Source organism: Leptodesmis sp., from assembly GCF_052746595.1.
Genome location: NZ_JBRAGO010000012.1, coordinates 1 through 19,861, shown reverse-complemented (window position 1 = coordinate 19,861; position 19,861 = coordinate 1). Strand labels below are relative to the sequence as shown.

The 19,861-nt window shown below is 50.9% G+C and carries 17 protein-coding genes; 5 read left to right on the top strand and 12 right to left on the bottom strand.

Annotated features, from left to right (window positions below):
• Window positions 1-66: 66 nt before the first annotated feature.
• Window positions 67-1,833 (top strand): ABC transporter ATP-binding protein, encoded by a 1,767-nt coding sequence (locus ACUVQO_RS04290; RefSeq protein WP_445924657.1) that lies wholly within the window; start codon window positions 67-69, stop codon window positions 1,831-1,833.
• Between the two features lie 23 nt (window positions 1,834-1,856).
• Here ACUVQO_RS04290 and ACUVQO_RS04285 read toward each other — a convergent pair whose 3' ends face one another.
• From ACUVQO_RS04285 to ACUVQO_RS04250, 8 genes are all read right to left on the bottom strand, one after another.
• Window positions 1,857-3,389: a site-2 protease family protein gene (locus ACUVQO_RS04285; protein ID WP_445924656.1), complete on the bottom strand. Its 1,533-nt coding sequence runs from the start codon at window positions 3,387-3,389 to the stop codon at window positions 1,857-1,859.
• A 298-nt stretch (window positions 3,390-3,687) separates the two neighbouring features.
• Window positions 3,688-4,518: a translation elongation factor Ts gene (gene tsf / locus ACUVQO_RS04280; RefSeq protein WP_445924655.1), complete on the bottom strand. Its 831-nt coding sequence runs from the start codon at window positions 4,516-4,518 to the stop codon at window positions 3,688-3,690.
• A gap of 101 nt (window positions 4,519-4,619) precedes the next feature.
• The gene (gene rpsB / locus ACUVQO_RS04275) at window positions 4,620-5,408 is read right to left on the bottom strand and encodes a 30S ribosomal protein S2 (protein WP_445924654.1); all 789 of its coding nucleotides are present in this window, start codon (window positions 5,406-5,408) and stop codon (window positions 4,620-4,622) included.
• A 269-nt stretch (window positions 5,409-5,677) separates the two neighbouring features.
• Window positions 5,678-6,862: an LptF/LptG family permease gene (locus ACUVQO_RS04270; RefSeq protein ID WP_445924653.1), complete on the bottom strand. Its 1,185-nt coding sequence runs from the start codon at window positions 6,860-6,862 to the stop codon at window positions 5,678-5,680.
• A 60-nt stretch (window positions 6,863-6,922) separates the two neighbouring features.
• Complete coding sequence (lptB, locus tag ACUVQO_RS04265) at window positions 6,923-7,651, bottom strand: LPS export ABC transporter ATP-binding protein (RefSeq protein ID WP_445924652.1); 729 nt, start codon at window positions 7,649-7,651, stop codon at window positions 6,923-6,925.
• Between the two features lie 112 nt (window positions 7,652-7,763).
• Window positions 7,764-8,357, bottom strand: a complete 594-nt coding sequence (locus ACUVQO_RS04260) for an LptA/OstA family protein (RefSeq protein ID WP_445924651.1) — start codon at window positions 8,355-8,357, stop codon at window positions 7,764-7,766.
• Window positions 8,358-8,529: 172 nt separating this feature from the next.
• On the bottom strand, window positions 8,530-8,979 hold the full coding sequence (locus tag ACUVQO_RS04255) for a DUF309 domain-containing protein (protein WP_445924650.1): 450 nt from the start codon (window positions 8,977-8,979) through the stop codon (window positions 8,530-8,532).
• 169 nt (window positions 8,980-9,148) lie between these two features.
• Window positions 9,149-10,345, bottom strand: coding sequence for a DUF58 domain-containing protein (locus ACUVQO_RS04250; RefSeq protein ID WP_445924649.1), 1,197 nt, complete (start codon window positions 10,343-10,345; stop codon window positions 9,149-9,151).
• Between the two features lie 339 nt (window positions 10,346-10,684).
• Here ACUVQO_RS04250 and ACUVQO_RS04245 point away from each other — a divergent pair, with 339 nt between their 5' ends.
• Window positions 10,685-11,890, top strand: a complete 1,206-nt coding sequence (locus ACUVQO_RS04245; protein ID WP_445924648.1) for a type IV pilus twitching motility protein PilT — start codon at window positions 10,685-10,687, stop codon at window positions 11,888-11,890.
• Window positions 11,891-11,974: 84 nt separating this feature from the next.
• Here the strand turns inward: ACUVQO_RS04245 and ACUVQO_RS04240 are convergent, their stop codons facing one another.
• Window positions 11,975-13,186, bottom strand: coding sequence for a DUF4336 domain-containing protein (locus ACUVQO_RS04240; RefSeq protein WP_445924647.1), 1,212 nt, complete (start codon window positions 13,184-13,186; stop codon window positions 11,975-11,977).
• A gap of 309 nt (window positions 13,187-13,495) precedes the next feature.
• On the opposite strand from ACUVQO_RS04240, the gene gshA reads away from it, so the two are divergent.
• Complete coding sequence (gshA, locus tag ACUVQO_RS04235) at window positions 13,496-14,632, top strand: glutamate--cysteine ligase (protein ID WP_445924646.1); 1,137 nt, start codon at window positions 13,496-13,498, stop codon at window positions 14,630-14,632.
• Between the two features lie 88 nt (window positions 14,633-14,720).
• Window positions 14,721-16,367, top strand: a complete 1,647-nt coding sequence (gene groL, locus ACUVQO_RS04230; protein ID WP_445924645.1) for a chaperonin GroEL — start codon at window positions 14,721-14,723, stop codon at window positions 16,365-16,367.
• Window positions 16,368-16,450: 83 nt separating this feature from the next.
• Here groL and ACUVQO_RS04225 read toward each other — a convergent pair whose 3' ends face one another.
• The 3 genes from ACUVQO_RS04225 to ACUVQO_RS04215 form a co-directional block, all read right to left on the bottom strand.
• Entirely contained in the window at window positions 16,451-17,335 is an 885-nt protein-coding gene (locus tag ACUVQO_RS04225; RefSeq protein WP_445924644.1) for a tRNA (5-methylaminomethyl-2-thiouridine)(34)-methyltransferase MnmD, read from the bottom strand.
• 96 nt (window positions 17,336-17,431) lie between these two features.
• A complete protein-coding gene (locus ACUVQO_RS04220; RefSeq protein ID WP_445924643.1) occupies window positions 17,432-18,016 on the bottom strand; it encodes an endonuclease dU in 585 nt (194 codons plus the stop codon).
• Between the two features lie 4 nt (window positions 18,017-18,020).
• Window positions 18,021-18,539: a hypothetical protein gene (locus ACUVQO_RS04215; RefSeq protein WP_445924642.1), complete on the bottom strand. Its 519-nt coding sequence runs from the start codon at window positions 18,537-18,539 to the stop codon at window positions 18,021-18,023.
• A 454-nt stretch (window positions 18,540-18,993) separates the two neighbouring features.
• Here ACUVQO_RS04215 and ACUVQO_RS04210 point away from each other — a divergent pair, with 454 nt between their 5' ends.
• Window positions 18,994-19,812, top strand: coding sequence for a metallophosphoesterase family protein (locus ACUVQO_RS04210; protein WP_445924641.1), 819 nt, complete (start codon window positions 18,994-18,996; stop codon window positions 19,810-19,812).
• Window positions 19,813-19,861: the final 49 nt, after the last annotated feature.

Genomic DNA, 19,861 nt, shown 5'->3' with positions numbered 1-19,861 from the left:
CAATCGCCCTAGGCCTTAATTCGATTAGGATGGTAAGGCCTCCTATTGAACGGTGATTAACGACGAATGGCTCGACCCTCTCGGTTACGGAAGTTAGGGGAGTATCTGCGGCCCCACTGGCGTAAAGCAGTCCTGGGAATTGGTGCATTGTTCATTGTGAATTTGTTGGGTATGTATATCCCACTGCAAATTCGAGATGCGATCGATCGCCTCCAGGCTTCCTTTGACTTCAACCAGGTGCTGTATTACGTGATCCTGGTGCTGGTACTGGCCTCTATCATGTGGGTGATGCGAATGGCCTCCCGAATCTGGCTGTTTGGGGTGGGTCGCCAGGTAGAGTTTGATCTAAAACAGACGATCTTTAATCACCTGCTGACGCTGGAACCTTCCTACTTCGCGATCAATACTGTGGGAGATTTGATCAACCGGGCCACCAGCGATGTGGATAACATTCGACGACTGCTGGGATTTGCGGTGCTGAGTTTGGCCAACATGCTGTTTGCCTATGGCCTGACGTTGCCTGTGATGCTGGCAATCGACTGGAAACTGAGTCTGCTCTCGCTGGCCGTGTATCCGTTGATGATGATCGTAGTAGTGCTGTCCAGTAATCAATTGCGCCAGCAGCAACAAGATGTGCAGGAAGAATTATCCAACATCAGCGAATTGATCCAGGAAGACATGAGCGGCATTTCCCTGGTCAAAATTTACGCCCAGGAAGAAAACGAACGACGAGCCTTTCATCGCCTGAATCACCAATTACTGGATGCCAATCTTACCCTGGCAAAAACTCGTACCATTTTGTTTTCCTCACTGCGAGGACTGGCCAGCATCAGCCTGTTGATTGTCCTCTGGTTTGGCATGGGATCGATCAATCAGGGATCAATTACTGTTGGCGATTTTGTCGCCTTGTTGCTGTATGTGGAACGGTTGGTGTTTCCGACCGCATTACTGGGATTTACGATTACCGCTTATCAACGGGGTGAAGTCAGCATTGATCGGATTGAAACCATTTTGACAGTACAACCGAAAATTGCCGATGCTCCCGACGCGATTGCCCTCCCCCGATCGCAGGTGCAGGGAAAAATCACCGCTCGTCAGCTAACCTTTGCCTATCCTTCGCTGAATGGTAATGCCCCCCCCCATCCTGCCTTGGATCATCTCCAGTTCACCATCTATCCCCAGGAAACGATCGCAATTGTGGGGCCGATCGGTGCTGGGAAATCTACCCTGGCCAACGCCTTGCCTCGCTTGCTAGAAATTGCTCCCGGTCAACTTTTTCTGGATGAGTACGACATCACGACCCTGCGCTTAGAGGATTTGCGCGGTGCGATCGCCTACGTGCCTCAAGAGAGCTTCCTGTTCAGCACCAGCATTCGCAACAACATCCGCTATGGTGCTCCCCAGGCTACAGATGAACTGGTGATTCGAGCGGCGCAACAGGCCCAAATCCACGATGAAATTCTGAATTTTCCCCAGCAGTACGATACGTTAGTGGGCGAACGGGGGATTACCCTATCCGGTGGCCAACGTCAACGAACTGCCCTGGCTCGTGCCCTGCTGGTTGATGCCCCAATTTTGATTCTGGATGATGCCCTCTCCAGCGTCGATAACCAGACCGCCACCCAAATCCTGAAGAATTTATCCCAGGGCACCGATCGCAAAACGGTTCTCTTCATCTCTCACCAGATGTCTGCCGCTGCCACAACCGATCGGATTTTGGTAATGGATCAGGGGCGGATTGTAGAATCAGGCACCCACGAAGATCTGCTGACCCAGGGAGGACTATACCAGTCCCTGTGGGAACAGCAGAAGTTTGAAGCGGCTCTGGAGTGAGGGAAATAGTGGGTATCAAGTATTCACATACCAATTCCTAAGCGTCCTGCCAGACTGGGAGTTAAGGGCAGAAGCGTCACCACCATCAAAAATAAGGCCAGCAATCCTAAGGCGGCTCTGGCATCGTCCGGCTCAGTCAATTCATTCAAGCTGGGACGTTCCAGGTCGCGCTGTAAAAACAGGATGAGAATCGCCCAGTACAAAGCCAAAGGATTGACCAGGGAAGCCAGTCCTAACAGAATCAGGGTACCGATCGTCGTCCGGGCAGCAATCTTGCGACCATAAATCGCCTGCACAATCCGGCCTCCATCTAGTTGACCTGCAGGCATCAGATTCAGGGCAGTAATTACCAGTCCCAACCAGCCCAGCACAACTAAAGGATGCACATCCACTAGAGGCTGTTGCAAAGACTCCTTTAAGACGACACGGGCCAAAGTTCCCACCAGAATCGAACCTTGTAAAAATTGAGAAGGTAATTGAAACAAACTCCCTTGATGGGATAGCAGTAATCCACTGATCAGCATTACTAGGGAAACGGCTCCCCCTGCAGCGGGGCCAGCAAAAGCCACATCGAACAATACACTCCGGTTGGGCAAGACTGACTCAAAGCGAGTCAGAGCACCGAAGGAACCAATCTGGATCGTGGGAATGAAAAACGGCCAACTCAGGCGCACCTGATGCCGACTGGCCATGATCCAATGACCAATTTCATGAGCTGCCAGAATTGCAATGATGCCTGCCGCCAGAGGTACAGCTTCTGGGAGACGATTTGCAGCCGCAAGGACATCAAACCCTAGCATGAAGCCCGCACTTTCCAGGCAAGACCCGATCGTCACAACCAGTAGCACCACCGCTAGAATTTTCTGAACCAGGGTCATGGGTTGCGGATCTCGGCTGCTAGGTAAGACGATGATCACAGGTTTTTTATCCTGGTTCTCAACGAGGAACAGCCGATAGCGATCGCCCAATCGTTCTTTCAAACTGGTCGATAGGCGGGTGTAGGCTTCCTCTGGGTCGCTGCGCAGGTTGCCCCGGAAGATGGCCCCTTCCTGATAGGGTATGGTTTCAGTGGCAAAAAAGGTATCAATTCCGAAAATACCTTGAATAGCCTTCAGGTCTTCGGTAGGGATGGGAACCACTTCCGGTTCTTCTGTACTAGAGGAAGTGGGAAGTGGGGACTGGGGAGCGAGGGTAGATTCAGGGGATTTGGCTTCTGAAGGGGGAGCGTCTGACGATGAAGATTGGGATTCGGCGATCGCGGCAGCCCGCCGGGATTGTAAAGTGGCTTCTTTGAGCGATCGTACCTGATTGCCCAGAAGGATATAGGCGATCGTTGAGATGACCAGCAGCAACAGGATTATCACCAGATTTAGCATCAATCCTGCTGCCGCCAGGCCAAACACAATCAGCCAGGGAATCATCAGGACTACGGACTGTAACCAGGCTAAAATTCCTAACTTGCCAAAGGGTTTTGCCCGAAAAAAACCCCAGGCTAAGATGCCAATCCCAAAGGCTACCGTCAATATCGTCAAATCTTCAGTCGGTGAAGTAAACATTCCAGTCCCTCGCTAGAGCAGCGCTGATTTTTGGGGCAAAAGTACTGCAATACTCTAAATCTACCTGAATCAGGGCATCTCCGTACCCAGCAATAAATAAGGCAGCCCAGAAGACTGCCCGTCAATTAATTCAAACTCTTAATTCAAACTTTCGCAGGTTGACTGAGTTGACGTACGCAGTTCAACTTTTCTAAAGCGTTGGATTTCATGGTTTAACCCAACCTACATAGGTTTGCTGCTTCATTCGTAACTGAATGACAAAACCTGTCCCTACAAGAGTTTTGTGAGGTCGGCAGAATTATTTCTTGCCCTTCTTGCCGTCTTTCTTGGCATCCTTCTTGAAGCCTTTCTTGTCGGCCTTCGATTCCTCTTTGGGGGCTTCCGTAGCTACGGCTGTTGCGGCTGGGGCTGCTGGAAGTTCGGCGGCTGGAGCAGGTTCCGCTGCCTTTGGTGCTTCTTCCTGCTGCGGAGTTGCTACTCCCATTTGAGCCGCCACTTCTGCCGCAAAATCGGTTTCTTCCTTTTCAATGCCTTCACCCAGATTGAACCGGACGAAACGGCGCACCTGAATGTTTTCACCCAGTTTGGCAACGTGCTGCTTCACCAGTTCCTCAACCGTAATGGTAGAGTCCTTAATGTAAGGCTGATCCAGCAAGCACATTTCCTTCAGGCGCTTGTCAATCCGTCCCTGAACAATTTTTTCTTTGATGTTGTCTGGTTTACCAGCCAGGTCATCCTTGCCCATTTCGATCGCCTTTTCTTTTTCGGCCACCTCAGCAGGAATGTCGCTCACCTTCACGTATTCCACATTGGGACAGGCAGCAACCTGTTTGGCAATGTTGCTAACCAGCGCCTTGAAGTCTTCATTTCGAGCTACAAAGTCCGTCTGACAGTTGACTTCCACCAGCACCCCAATCCGGCCACCGATGTGAATGTAACTGTCTACCAGACCTTCGGCTGCAACCTTGCCAGCCTTCTTGTCGGCTGAAGCAATACCTTTCTTCCGCAACCATTCGATCGCTTTTTCAATGTTGCCCTCATTTTCTTGCAGGGCTTTCTTACAATCCATCATCCCTGCGCCCGTTTTGTCGCGCAGTTCCTTGACAGCCTTTGCTGAAATATCCGCCATGTGCCCTTGCTCCTAACTGTGGAAAGTCTTGGATTTCAAGTTTTAAGTTTTAAGTAATCAATAACAACTTAAAACTCAAAACTTAAAACTTATCACTATTACTATTCTTCCGTGTCTTCGTCGTCTTCGATATAGGAATCGCTATCGTCGTAGTCGTATTCCTCTTCTGCGCCCTCGTAATCTTCGTAATCGTCCTCAGTTTCAAGCTGACCATGACGACCCTCGTAGATTGCATCGGCCAGCCTACCCAAGATGAGCTTAATGGAACGAATCGCATCATCGTTGGCAGGAATGGGAACATCGACCACATCAGGATCGCAGTTGGTATCCAGAAGGGACACGATCGGAATTCCCAGCTTCTGGCATTCCTGAACCGCGTTGTATTCTCGACGTTGATCCACAATCACTACCACGTCGGGGATTTTCCGCATGGCTTTGATCCCGCCCAGGTACTTCTGCAGTTTCTCCAGCTCTCGCCGCAGCATGGACGCTTCTTTTTTGGGCAACAGGTCAAGTGCCCCTGTTTCTTCCCGGCGTTCCAGTTCTTTCAACCGCTCGACACGGGTTTTGATAGTTGCCCAGTTGGTGAGCATTCCCCCCAGCCAGCGCTGGTTGACGTAGTAAGCTCCGCAGCGGCTGGCTTCCTGAGCCACAATCCCGGCAGCCTGACGCTTGGTGCCGATGAACAAAAACTTCTTGCCTTGCTCCGAGGCGTTGCGAACGTAGTTGTAAGCCTCATCCATCAACTTGGCGGTTTGCACCAGGTCGATAATATGAACCCCATTGCGAGCCGTATAAATGTAGGGATCCATTTTGGGGTTCCAGCGGCGGGTTTGGTGCCCAAAGTGAACCCCTGACTCCAGTAATTGAGCCAACGAAACAACTGGCATATTTGATCTGATCTCCTTTTCGGGTTAATCCTCCATCCAGGTTGCGCAGGACATAAGGGGTTGCGTTTTGAGTTGCTTTTGAGTTGGGCAACTGCGATCGCAAACCTCAACCGTCCAATTCACCCGAAATCCTGGATGTGTAGTGTTTAGACAGCTTTTTTAGGCTAACACAAAATGATCGATTCTAAGCATCGTTCGTGCAGACCCTGGCAGTTCTAGCCGATGAGCGTTTGGGCTGGCAATTTAGGGATCAGTGGAAAATAGCCCACTTAACGATTCAGGCGAATCAGGAGAAAGAGTCCGGCGGAGAGGGCGGCGATCGTTGGCAACCACCCAGCAAAGAAAGCGTTGAACACTCCGAACTGGTATAGAGCTTGTCCCAAGATAATCAATAAGTAATAGGAGACGATGATGATTAAGCTGATACCAAAGCCAGCAGCTCGACTGGTGCGTTGAGGGCGGACTCCCATCGTAGCGCCGACAATCCCAAAGGCGAGACAGGCAAACGGCAGGGAAAGCCTCTGTTGCAGCCGTAAGCGCATCTTGCGAACTTCCCGCTGGTTGCCACTCTGTTCAATCAGTTGCAGATAATCTTGAATTTCCCAGACGTTCATCTCGTCGGCATCGCGGGAGGTTTTAGCGATATCCAGAGGAGCGCGGGGCAGTTTGAGTTGCTGTTGCTCAAAGCGCACAATGTTGCGGTAGGAACCATCAGGAGCAACCAGATAAATAGTGCCATTGAAGAAATCCCAGGTTTTCTGCTCAGCGTTCCACATAGCTGATTCTGAAGCCACAATCTGATTGAGGCCATCCCGAGAGAAGTCAAGAATGGTTAGCCCTTTCATCCGCTGTCCATCAAATTCACGAGCATAGAAGGTTCTAGAAAGGACATCTTCTCTCCGTCCGTCGGATTGTTTAACTTTTCTAAACTCCTGATATAAGATATTTTTCTCTGTAAATGAAGGCCTATTTTTGTTAATGGCCTGTTCCAGAATCTGAGAAGCCTGGTAGTTAGCGGCTGGAACGACGGCTTCGTTAAAGGCAAAGGTAATGGCCGTAACAATTAAGCCGATCGCGATCGCCGGAGCCACCAGTCGGTAAACACTCACACCACAACTCCGCAGCGCAATCAACTCACTATCGCTGGAGAGCCGTCCATACACCATCAAGCAAGACAGCAGCATAGACATGGGAAAGGCCAGACCAATAAAGTAGGGTAGTTTCAGGAACAGGATTTGTAAGGCAATACTGAGGGGCAAACCAGACTCTGTAACTCGCCGCAATAGATCCAGCAACACGCCAATGGACAAGCCGATCGACGTAAAAGCCACGACTCCAAAGGTGAACGGCATAATCAACTCTGCGGCGATGTAGCGATCCATCAAAGACAGACCGGGAAGCCAGTTGAGAGGATTAAAGGGAGGCTTTTCGAAGGTAGAGGTGCCTGTGGCCATGGGAGATTGGGGATCAGGGATGAGGGATTGGGGATTGGGGGTCAGGGGTTGGGGATTAGGTTAGATTTGGAAGCGATCGCCCAGGTAATACTGTCTGACGAGAGGGTTACTATAGAGTTCTTCGGAACTGCCGGAAGCGAGAATTTGGCCGTCGCGCATGATGTAGGAACGATCAGTGATGGCGAGAGTTTCGCGGACATTGTGATCAGTAATCAGGATGCCCAGGTTGCGATCACGGAGTTGGGAGACAATTTGTTGGATGTCGGCGACAGCGATTGGATCAACTCCAGCAAATGGTTCGTCCAGTAACAAGAACTTCGGGCCTTCAATGCCTGCGGCCAGTGCTCTGGCCAATTCTGTGCGGCGACGCTCTCCACCAGACACTCGAATTCCCAGGGTATTGGCAACTTTCTCTAAACGAAATTCTTTGAGTAGAAACTCCGATCGCTTTGCCCATTCCTGCTGGGGCACTTGAGTTTGCTCCATAACTAACAGAATATTTTCGCGGACAGTGAGATGGCGAAAGACACTAGGTTCCTGTGCTAGATAACCAATTCCTAGTCGTGCTCGTTTATGAAAAGGAACGGAAGTAATTTCAGTATCGTTGAGCCAAACCCGTCCTTGATTCGGTTTCTCCAGTCCTGTGGCAATGTAAAAGGTTGTTGTTTTACCCGCTCCATTGGGGCCAAGTAGCCCAACAATTTCCCCCTGTGCAACCGAAAGACTGACCCGACTGACCACTACCCGCGGCCCATAGGACTTGTGAATATTTTCCAGAGCAATTTTCAACAGTCTACTCCTCGCTAGCAGCCTGTCAACCTAATGTTGACGAGTCCTATACAAGCCACTGAATCATCTTATCAGCCTCCTATACTCTACCTCACCCAGAGGGATGAAAATCCTAAGGACTGGTAGCAGGAGTAGTCGGGGCGCTGAACTCGGATTGCCCAAAAGGATTGGCTGGAGGGGTAACAGGAGTAGGAGAAGCGACTGGGGAGGGAGACGGAGCGGGATTATCCTGGACTTGATAAATGGCTTCCACCTGTTTCGGAGCCTGGGGAAGGGCGACAAATCGTCCTTCATCAATCAAGTAAGTAATGGTTTCGCCTCGCAAACTATTTCCTTGTTGCAGAACGTAAACGTTGCCACTCAGGACAATCCGGCGCTCTCGGCTGAAATATTGAGCCTGGGCTGCAGTAGCTTGAATTTGTCTGGCAGGATAATAAATCTGCACGTTGCCGCGAGCCGTAATCACTCCAGTTTTAGAGTTGGCTTCCTGAACGTCCGATCGCAGCGTTAATGGTCGTTGTACCGTAGCAGGTTGCTGTGTTTGAGCCTGAGCTGTACTGAACTGCGTAGGTGACGAGCCAGCAAAACCCACAACCAGCAGGGAGGCAACAAACGCTGTAGGTGCGATCGCCAAGGTTCCCAAGCGATTAAAAAATAATTTTGGCAGTAGAGACAAATCAGTCATGGAGCGAGCAAAGAGATTCACAAGACAGTCATAGCATAGAAAATAGCAAGCACCTTAGGAGAACGTTGGAAAAGTATTCGGCGGTTAAAACCGCAACTACACCAACAAAGTCTGCTGACGCAGACCCAATACAATCAAGGTTTTCAATAACCTGCATCAGCAGGTTTGCTTTGTATAGCCGCGACTTCAGTCGCTAGGGTGACTTAAATCTTTGCAGGATGGGAAGCTGTAAGGTTGGTAAGGTTTCAGACGGAGGAAGGGGGGGGTGAGTTCCGGAGTTCCCCAACCCCAGTTGCCTAATCACATCATTCATCTGATCTGGTTGATCTGGCCCCATTTGTTGCAGATGCTGATGTAACTGGGAGGTTTGCCATAGAAAATTTTCAAGATCCAGATCGGCATACCCAAGTTCATAGGAACGCAGACGGTTCATGCCCTCTCCCATGAGAGTCACGCAGCCTCGCCAGTTCCCGTTACTGAGATGGTAGAGAGCCACCGCGATCTGCAAAATCCCCTGATAGAAATTCTTTTTGCTCTGAGGAGCTTCAATCCATATTGCTTCCAGCGTGTCATGACAGGCATAAAACTGCCCTTGGTTAAATTGCTCAACCCCCTGCCAAAACTCTAAGGGAATGTCATCCATAAAGCTGTATTTCTGGGTTTGATACTGGGATAGAAGTCAGGTAGTGGGTTGAGATAGTCTCAGACCTCCATCAGACTTAGGGATTTGCCGTTAAATCATGTACTGGCTGTAGGATGTATTCGGCGTTAGCTGTAACGCATCGCAGGGATTTTATTTTCGCACAAGCCCCTTAGCCTGGCATTGCTTGAAGCTGAAGTTGCAAAGGTTGCTTGTCATGAATGAGCAAGCCGACCCCTGGAAAGTTTTGAGAAACCGTACTCTGGGACGTTCCTGATTGTCCTGGCCAGAGAATCCAGCGGCTACCGGGTGGAAGGAATTGCAAACTGGCCGGATTTTGGGTCAGCCACAGGAGCGAACAGGAAGGCAGGGAATAGGTCTGGGACTGCTCTCCAGCCTGAACAGCAGCCAGCGCTTCTAGAATGACTTGATTGCCATGAATTAACCCGGTTGTAGCTGTCCAAAGCTGGACATGGAGGTTCTGGCGGCAGGCATAGAAATAGAGGGAGGCCGCTGCAATCACCGCCTGTTCGAATTCGTCTACCGTTGCATTGTCTCCCGTTGGCTCGATTTCGGATGTGGAAATCCAGGCCCGATCGCTGTCCAGCGCAATGATTAATTCCTGACCTCCGGTAAATACTTCTAATTCTCTGACTCGCAAATCACCATAGCGAGCGCTTGTCCGCCAGTGTACCAGACGAATCGGATCGCCCCAGCGGTAAGGACGCAAAGATCGGGTCAATCCCTCGGTGGCAGCCTGGGTGCGACGATCGCTGTTCATCAACAAACTCTGATCCCGTCCCATTTGATCAATCAGGGGACACTGAAGCAGGGGCAATACCGTAGGGTAGACGATCGCCGTTGCTTTGGCCACTCGCGATCGACGACACCAGAACAGCCCCAGGGGAGCCCCTGTTCTTAAATCAACCTGCTGCCAGCGATAAATGCCCCGTTTTGCCGCTAGGTAGCTGCCGATCCAGTGATGTGTGCTGTGGGCCGGAATGATCTCAATAGCGTGTTGGGCAGTTGAACCCAACGATGCCGGCAGATAATCCTGAATTTGCAACAGAGATTTAGGCTGGGAACTGTGGTTTTCGATGACCAGTTCCACCATTACCTGATCACCCGCACTGACCGGATGGATGGGCACTCGCCACACCGAGAGCGAGCGCAGCATCCGTTCCGGTAACAGGGCCGCGATCGCCAGCAAGGCAATTCCCACCCCGCTGATGACATAGAGCCAACCAGATAGAGTGTTGGTTGCTGCAATAAAGAAAAAGAGGGACAGCCCACCCAGAAGCCAGCCACTATAGGCAGGAGTGACCCAGTGAGTTTCTAACCAGGCTGCTATCCGCTGACTCAGTCTCATAGATGAATAAAATTCCCCACGCTCAAGGTTCCCAAATATAAGAACTCTTTACAAAAACTTTAACTTTTCTCTTTTTTGTAAAAAAGCAGGTGAAAACCTTAAAACTGTAGGCGACGAAAGATCAGAACTCTTACGCAGACAAACCGATCCAATAGGTGGAATTAAAATAAAGCCCTTATAATAATGTGATTAATTTGATTAATTTCATCAGCATCTTAGGTCGGGCCAGCGCCCTATCTCAACGCTAGTTTTCCCATAATTCTACTGACAGTCTACTGACAATTCCTTCGCTGCTAGAGCTTAATAACTTTTCCGATGCGTGATTCCAGGGAGGCACCCATGACCAGTTCCGCCACACCTCGACACAATGAAGGCTCAATGCCCGTGCCTCCTCCGCCTCCGGCACCTACCCCAGCGGTAGTAGCTAAACCGAGAAATACAATTGAGCAAATGGTACGGGATGCCTTTACCCGTCAGGCTTCTGATATTCATATTCGAGTTGGTGAAGTTCCCAGATATCGAATTCAGGGTCAAATGGTACAACTGCGCGATCAGGTAAAGGTTACGCCGCAGCTATTTGAGCAATATCTGGCGGAAATTCTGACTCCTCACCAGCGCCAGTTATTTGCCGCTAATAAGGAGTTGGATACAGCCATTTTTTATCCTGGCCTGGTTCGTTGCCGGGTGAATTGTTTTGACTCCCTCACGGGCGGCGCGATCGTGCTCCGCTTAATTTCTCTGGAAGTTCCTTCCATTGATGGGCTGGGGTTACCCGAAGTACTGAAGTACCTCTCGGGTCAATCCCAGGGGTTGATTCTGGTTACAGGCCCGACCGGATCCGGGAAATCGACTACGCTGGCGGCCATGATCCGGCACATGAATGAGACGAGCACCCGCCATGTCGTGACGATCGAAGATCCAATTGAATATGTCCACACTTCTAACAAGTGTTTGATCAGCCAGCGGGAAGTGGGATTGCATACACTGGAATTCCAGAGTGCGCTGCGATCGGTGTTACGGGAAGACCCGGATGTGATTCTAATCGGGGAAATGCGCGATCGCATCACGGTCGATACAGCCCTGAAAGCAGCGCAAACGGGGCACTTGGTTTTGGGAACCCTGCATACCCGCAATGCCATCAACGCGCTCAACCGTCTGCTGAACATTTACAACCCGGATGAGCAGCCCGCCATGCGGATCCAGATTACGGAATCCCTGATTGCAGTTGTGGCGCAAATGCTGATTCCGACAACGGATGGACGACGTACAGCGGCTCATGAAATTCTGATCAACACGCCTGCAATGGCCGATTACCTGCTGAAGGGGAATGAGGCAGAAGCCTTCCAGTTGATGGAAACCGGAGCCAACGAAGGGATGCAGGTGATGAATCAGGTGCTCTGCGATTTGGTGCTGTTGGGCAAGATCAGTCCAGATGAAGCGGTGAAAGCCTCTCCCGATGCTGGCGATCTCCGTCGTCGAGTCCGGAATGAAGGTTATGATCCCTCTCGCTCCTCGAATCGAGAATTTCTCCACAATACCCCGTAGCTTTGTAGGATGAGTTGGGTGATCGCCGTACCGCATTCCAGGTCGCTTATGGCTGGAAAATCTGGGTTACGCGATGCTAACACACTACTGCTTGTATTTAGCGGGTGTGGCGATGCCATAGCGGATTAAGGTGGCTTCCAGTTCTTTCAGAAAGGCAAAGTCTTGCTCTGTCAGGGGAAAGGGCTGGCTATGGACATCAGATGCTTCCTCCAGAAAGGCAAAGGCTTGCCGAAATTCAGCAGGGGTAGCAGCAATGGGGGCCTCGAAATGGCAGGGAATGATCTGGTGAAAATCCCACTGGGCCACCCGATCGCACCATTCCAGAACCTGCTGGGGAGCCTGAACCAGAATCAGAATTTGCAGAATCGGAGCCACAAAAGGACGGCCCTGTCCCCGCAAGGCTTCAAAGGATTGATGCCAGTTTTCCTGCCAGCGCCACGGCATGAAGCCCAAGTAGGCTTTGAGGGAGCGATCGCTGGCCCGTAGCAAATTCTGCAACGATTGCTTCAAGCTCAGACGTTCTACCGTACTGGGACGAAAATAGATGGCAAATAGGGCAATCCGCTGCCATCCTTGGCGGCGATTTTCAGGCGTATCGACGATCGGTTCCAGCGCTGAGTCACGGGCATGAAACAGCAACGGATAGGGATCCAGTTGCACGATCGCAGGCGGTTCCTCTGGAATGGACAGAATGGAGTCGGTCAGCAGTAAGGTGTGCGATCGGCGATGAAACAGGGCTACTTCTGCAAAGGATCCACGTCCCAGATTGATATCCAGTACTGCGTAGTCAAATTCATTGGCAAACGGAACCTGATGGTTGTCTTCCGGTAATTCTTGGGTTCGTTTAGCCGGAAATCCCAGCCAACGGAGCGGCAGATTAAACGGGTAGCTCCACTGATGGGGAGCAACATAGACCTGAGCCTGGGGAAACCGACGGGCAAATGGCCCCACGAAGACTTTGTGTTCCAACCCCGAACTGGTGGGCAAAATGATGTATTTCACAGGCCCATATTTGGCAACTAGGGCTTCTACTTCGCGGAGGCATTCCCGGGTAGAAGCGATCGGCGCATACACCAGCAATCCCCCAGCTTCCAGTCGGATCACTGTCATGCGAATCGGCACGACGGCATATAGCAGACCTTGCAATTGGTCAAAGCTCCAGATCCAGTCTTCTACAATTTCCCGGCAAACCGTCCGCCGTTTACCATGGGGATAGAGGGGCACCAGAGGCCAGAAGGGCCATGACCAATCTCTAGCCCGATGCAGCGGGTGAGGTGAATGTTTGTGTCGTTTCATATCCAACAAATATGGCCGATTACTTTGCTTACCGCTTTTTAGCATTGAGGTTACAACCAGCCAATAATTTTTTGATCCATTAGCACCAGACATTGATCCACTTCAACAGTATCTCGTTAAAGTGTTCAACAGTATTGGGTTTCAATTTGCACAATTCATTGGCGTACATCCCTTGAATTGAGTGAAAGGCGATGATCTTCGACTTGCTGCCAGTACCTTACCGAGAAAGCAACATTTTGATAGACCTCGACGTTTCCCTTTTCCCCCATACTGGAAAAGAACAGCCGCTATCTTCAGGGAGGAAAAGCCGTGCTATCCAAAGGATTTGAAGTTGAGATCTATACTTGTACCCCTGAGGGCGATGTTGTTGGACTGTCCGACAAAATTGTGGCGGCATTAGATGGGTTTGTACGCGAACCCGATAGCCGCAATGTGGAATACACAACGCCCCCCTGCTATCGGTATGAACGATTATTGTGCGATCTGCTACAACCCCGCTACCGTCTGCGCCAGTACCTGAAAGAATTAGGTGACTATACGCTCAGTCCTGGCAGCACGATCGCCCTGGGAGATGCCCATCAGTTTTACCGTTCTGATCCCGGCAATCCTTACCACACCTATATTGAGCAAACCTACGGCACCAAGGTTGTCACGGCGAGCATTCACATTAACGTGGGTATCAGCAACCCGGAGGTATTAATCCAAGCCTGCCGTCTGGTGCGGGTGGAAGCTCCGTTATATCTGGCGCTGAGTGCCGCTTCCCCATTTTTAGCGGAACAGGTGACGGGATCTCATTCCACCCGCTGGCGTATGTTCCCCAAAACGCCTCAGTATGTTCCCCTGTTTGACAGTCACACCCACTTTATTCGCTGGACAGAGGAACAATTGGCGTTAGGCACAATGCAAAATGTTCGTCATCTGTGGTCATCGGTGCGGCCCAACGGCGATCGTCGTCCCTATAGTTTGAACCGCCTGGAACTGCGAATCTGTGATTTAGTAGTTGATCCGGTAGCCCTATTGGCTATTACTGCGCTGCTAGAGGCCCGCCTCTTGCAAATGATGGCGCTGCCATCCCTGGACCCGTTGATCCTGAGTGAATTGTCCAGTGAAGAACTGGTGGCCCTGACGGATGCCAACGAAATCGCTGTGGCAAAACAAAGCCTGGATGCGGAATTACACCACTGGAAAGATGGCAGTCCAATCTTAGCTAGAGACTGGATTGAGCAGCTTTATCAGGAGGTCTGGCCGATCGCCAGGCAACAGGGCTTTAGCTGTTTCTTACCTCCCGCGAAGAAAATATTGCGGGATGGCAACGAAGCCCAACGGTGGCTCAAGGCCTATAACCAGGGCATGACCATCCGGCAAGTTATGCAGCAGGGTATTCAAGACACCCTGGCTCTGGAAGTAGCCCTCCGGGATGCGATCTGTCAGCCGCTCGTCGCTTAAGGAATCGATGGTTCTTGAGTAAGGAAATTTTTTAGCACTCCTAGTCTTTGAGTGCTAAATTCAATGTGGACATCTGTGCGTGTAGATTATGGCTAAGATTGTTGTTTTTGATGAAGAATCTCGGCAGGCGTTAGAACGTGGCGTGAATGCCCTGGCCGATGCGGTGCGGGTTACTCTTGGGCCTAGAGGTCGCAATGTGCTGTTAGAAAAGAAATTTGGCGCACCTCAGATTGTGAATGATGGGATCACGATCGCCAAAGAAATTGAACTGGAAGATCCGCTGGAAAACACGGGTGCACGACTGATTCAAGAGGTCGCCTCGAAGACGAAAGATATGGCTGGAGACGGAACAACCACTGCTACCGTACTGGCTCAAGCCATGATTCACGAAGGACTGAAAAACGTGGCGGCGGGGACGAATCCGGTGGCGCTGCGGCGGGGGATTGAGAAAGCGGTGGCGAAACTGCTGGATGAAATTAAGGCGATCGCCAGACCCGTAGAAGGGAATGAAATTGCTCAGGTAGCAACAGTTTCTTCCGGCAACGATGAAGAAGTCGGAGCCATGATTGCAGCAGCAATGGATAAAGTGGGACGCGACGGCGTAATCACCGTAGAAGAATCCAAGTCTCTGGCAACGGAACTGGAAATTGTTGAAGGGATGCAGATCGATCGCGGCTACATCTCCCCCTACTTTGTCACCGATGCAGAACGCATGATTGCCGAATATGAAAACATGCTGATTCTGCTGACTGACAAGAAAATTACCTCGATTCAAGATCTGGTGCCCGTACTGGAGCGTGTGGCTCGTGCAGGTCAACCTCTATTGGTGATGGCAGAAGATATTGAAGGGGAAGCTCTGGCTACGTTAGTGGTGAACCGACTGCGGGGCGTACTGTCCGTTGTAGCCGTGAAAGCACCAGGATTTGGCGAACGTCGGAAAGCTATGCTGCAAGATATTGCAGTTCTAACAGGTGGCCAGGTCGTGTCAGAAGAAATTGGCCTCAGCCTGGATACAGTGACGCTGGATATGCTGGGCAAGGCGCGTAAGGTCACGATTACTAAGGATGCAACGACGATCGTTTCGGCGCAAGAAAACTCTACCGATATCGAAAAGCGCATCGCTCAACTGCGGCAAGAATTAGAACGCTCTGACTCGGAATACGATAAAGAGAAGCTGCAAGAGCGAATCGCCAAGTTATCAGGCGGTGTAGCGGTGATCAAAGTGGGAGCCGCCACCGAAACTGAATTGAAAGATCGCAAACTGCGGATTGAAGATGCCCTGAATGCTACCAAGGCTGCTGTGGAAGAAGGGATTGTTCCCGGTGGGGGAGTCACTCTGATTCACCTGGCTCCCAAGGTGGAGGAAATTAAGAGCAGTTTGTCCCTTGAAGAACAAATTGGCGCTGACATTGTGGTCAAGTCCCTGGCAGCTCCCTTGTGTCAGATTGCCGACAATGCTGGGGTCGAAGGTTCCGTAATTGTGGAAAAAGTGCGGAGCATGGATTTCAACACGGGTTATAACGCTCTCACCAACCAGTTTGAAAATATGGTGACGGCAGGCATTGTCGACCCCGCGAAAGTTGTGCGATCGGCATTGCAAGATGCGGGTTCGATCGCAGGTATGGTGCTCACCACCGAAGCCCTGATTGTCGAAAAACCTGAGAAGAAACCTCCAATGCCTGCTGACGGTGGTATGGGCGGCATGGGCGGTATGGGTGGCATGGGTATGATGTAAGCCCAACCGTTGTAGGGGCGGGTTTGGCAAATAACCTTGCTGTCTTGCTCTCAATCAATGGCAAAACTCGCCCTTACAGTCCGTTAATGAATATCCCAGCGCCGCCGCCAACTAGAGGTAGATTCTCGATTGGACTGCTGTTGCTCCTGGTGATGGCGTTGGTGAATTACCTCTGCACTATCCCTTAAGCTGGGATCGCGGTAAGGGATAGCAGCACGAGTCTTTAAATGTTCCTGCTCCATCTGAGACAGGGGATGCAAAGTGGTCGCATCAAAACTGCCGACCGTTCCCTGTGACCACTCGTGGGGAAGGTGAACTGGCCCCAACGGAATTGTTCCAATCTGTAATCCTGCAGCTAGCATGGCCGATCGCACCGCCGCCGATCGGGAATAGGTCGCCAATTTGCCCGTTGGTGCTAAACAACGGCTGACGAGCTGGAAAAACTCCACCGTCCAGAGTTGGGGACACCGACGCGGCGAAAACGGATCGAAAAAAATTGCATCTGCTTGAAAGTTCTGTTGACAGAGCATTTGAAGGGTTTGACGGGCATCTCCGATCAACAACGTTGCGGTCAGGTAAGCATCCTGATCGTGATGGTGCTGGGCAATTTCCTTCAACACCTTCTGGACTTGTGGCGACCAGATTTCAATTAGGGGAGGGGCGATCGCAGCGCGTGGAACCGTTTCGTCTAACTCCAGTCCAACCACCGTTACCTGACACTGCGGATTGACACTCCAAATCATTTCCAGAGCCGCGGCTGTATTGTATCCCAATCCATAACACACATCCAGCAGGCAGAGACAATCCCCTTGCGCTCTGGCAGCCAGATCAGTGGCCTGAGCAAATTTTTGAAACGCTTCTCCTTTAGCGCCATACCGACTGTGAAACGCTTCTCCAAACTCCTCCGAGAAAAAGGTAAAAGAACCGTCTTCGGTCAATTGAGGAACCCACCTTTTTGCATCAATCATTCAAGGACAATCCCATTCATTCAATGCCATCGTTTTGGCCGACAGGTTTTCAGTGTTCAGCCCACACACCATACTGTCTGATTTTAGGAAATCGCCCTAAGCCTGACGGCCACTTTCACCTTTGACAACAGCAGATGTGATCAGATGAGCCACTCGTAACGCTTCGGGAACATTGCCACAGTCAGTCAATCGTCTTAATGCTTTCGCGACGATCTCTGGCTGGCTCCCCGACACCTGAAAGTAAAACGGGGGATCCTTGTAAATCAACCCCGCCTGCTGGATCAAAGCCAGTCGCTGCTCCGGATTGGGGAGACGACGAATCGCATATTCCACGGCTTGCATATTGGGGTATCTGCGCATCACGGTGACGCAGGGGCGTTGCAGTTTTTCTGCCAACAGGGGCAGATTCACAATATTGAATCCGGCCAGAGAAATGCCATCCAGCAGCACCAGATGGACTTGAGCCAGAAATTTGCTGGGCAGCAACAAATCGCAAAGCACCTCGGTGGCATCCCAGCCATCGGGAGTTACCTGCCCCCAGACCATGCCTTCAAATCGGGTTCCGGCACAGACCACACCAGCCACAGGAACTGGATGATTGGCACAACGGATAAAGGGCGCATCATCAAAACCAATGACCCGAATGGTGCGGTTCTGCTCCAGCAGGGTTTTTAGATTCATCCACTCAAGCAGGCAGATTGGCAAAGATGTGATTCACCAGTTGTTTGGTTTTGTCATCCAGCTGATGCCAGTCTACGTCCCCGGTTTCATCAAACAGGCTGGGATCAATGGCTACACTGTCACCGATCGCCTCGTCAACGACATGAGACGTACCACTGACAGAATCATAGTCCTGAAAACAAATCCGATAACACAGATCCCACAAATCAAGGCTGATCTGACGATCGCCCCTGGAAAGACGTAATTGATAGCCCGGAAAAGGAGTGGGCAGTTGGGCCAACGATTGGGTAATGTCATCCACTTCTGCCGGAGACGCAGTTTCTAATTGCGATCGCAAGTTAGCCACCAGCATCTTATCGGTTTCACTGGTTCCCTCCGGCCACATCTGGATATCCTCATAGTCTCCCCGCCAATTGGACTGTTCCAGTTGCTGAGTGATGTTCGCGATCAGTCGGATAAATGCAGGCTGCATCAGCACCTCTGCCTGCTGCCACACAGTCCGATTGGGAATTTTGGGAGTCATGATGGTCCTTCAAGTTGGTGAGTGAACCCCTATCCGGACTCTAGACGATAGCGGTCAATCTATGGGTCGCACTTCATGTCTCTTTACGTGGCAGTGATTGTAAGCGATCGCCCTGACACTTTATTACAAAAACTTTACTTTTGGTAAACGATCGCATATCTGGCATTCTGGTAGGTTGCTTATCAGTCATTGATCGTTGAGGAGCGACTGTTCACCACTGTTCACCAAGGACAAATGGCAAATGCCCAGGGACATTTTAATCAGCGTTTATTTCCACCGACCTGTTTAGTCCTGAATCACTTAATGCGGCTTACATCGATGCTGTAGCCATTAAAGCCTGAGTGAAGTTTCTCCATCAGACTGTAAGGTTTAAGACAGTCAATGGGAGCGGCTCAGAGAATGAGGGCATAATGAACATAAGTGTTCAGAAGCACTGTGGTAACAGTATCATTTGATGCACGGCCATTACGCATCTGGCTTACAGCCGTTTAAGGGGCACAGCGATCGCATGGGGGAATTACATCATCGTCGCATCATCATTGGCGACGTTCATGGGCATTACCAGGGACTGATGGCGCTTTTAGAGGCGATCGCGCCCAGTAAAGCAGATCAGGTCTACTTTTTGGGAGATTTGATCGATCGCGGTCCAGATAGTGCTCAAGTGGTTCAGTTTGTGCAACAAAACCATCACCAGTGTATCTTGGGCAACCACGAACAGTTAATGATTGATGCCTTTCCCAGCGGACGGCCTTTTACTCCGGCTTTACAGGCATGGTTATACAGCGGCGGTCGAGCCACAATAGCCAGCTACGGAGATACCAGTAAGCTGTTAGATCACCTGGATTGGTTGAAAACATTGCCAACCTATCTGGATTTGGGCGACTTGTGGCTGGTTCATGCTGGAGTGCATCCCCTGCTTCCCCTGGAGGTCCAGTCCAGTCAGGAATTTTGCTGGATTCGGGACGAGTTTCACAGCATTTCTCGCCCCTACTTTCCCGACAAGCTGATTATTACCGGGCATACCATTACCTTCACCTTACCTAAAGTGGCTCCTGGAGAGTTGGCTCAGGGCCGTGGTTGGTTAGATATTGATACTGGAGCTTATCATCCCAAAAGTGGCTGGCTAACGGGACTCGATGTCAACAATCGGATGGTTTATCAGGTGAATGTCTTTACCCAAACCCTGAGAACTATGCAACTGGATGAAGCCGTGAGGCCGATCGAACCTGCTCAAGTGCTGGCCTATCGTCAGACCATGCTAAATCGCATTTAACTATTGAGGGGTTCGGGGAGCTATAAGTCCCGCGCTGTATGCGAAGCCT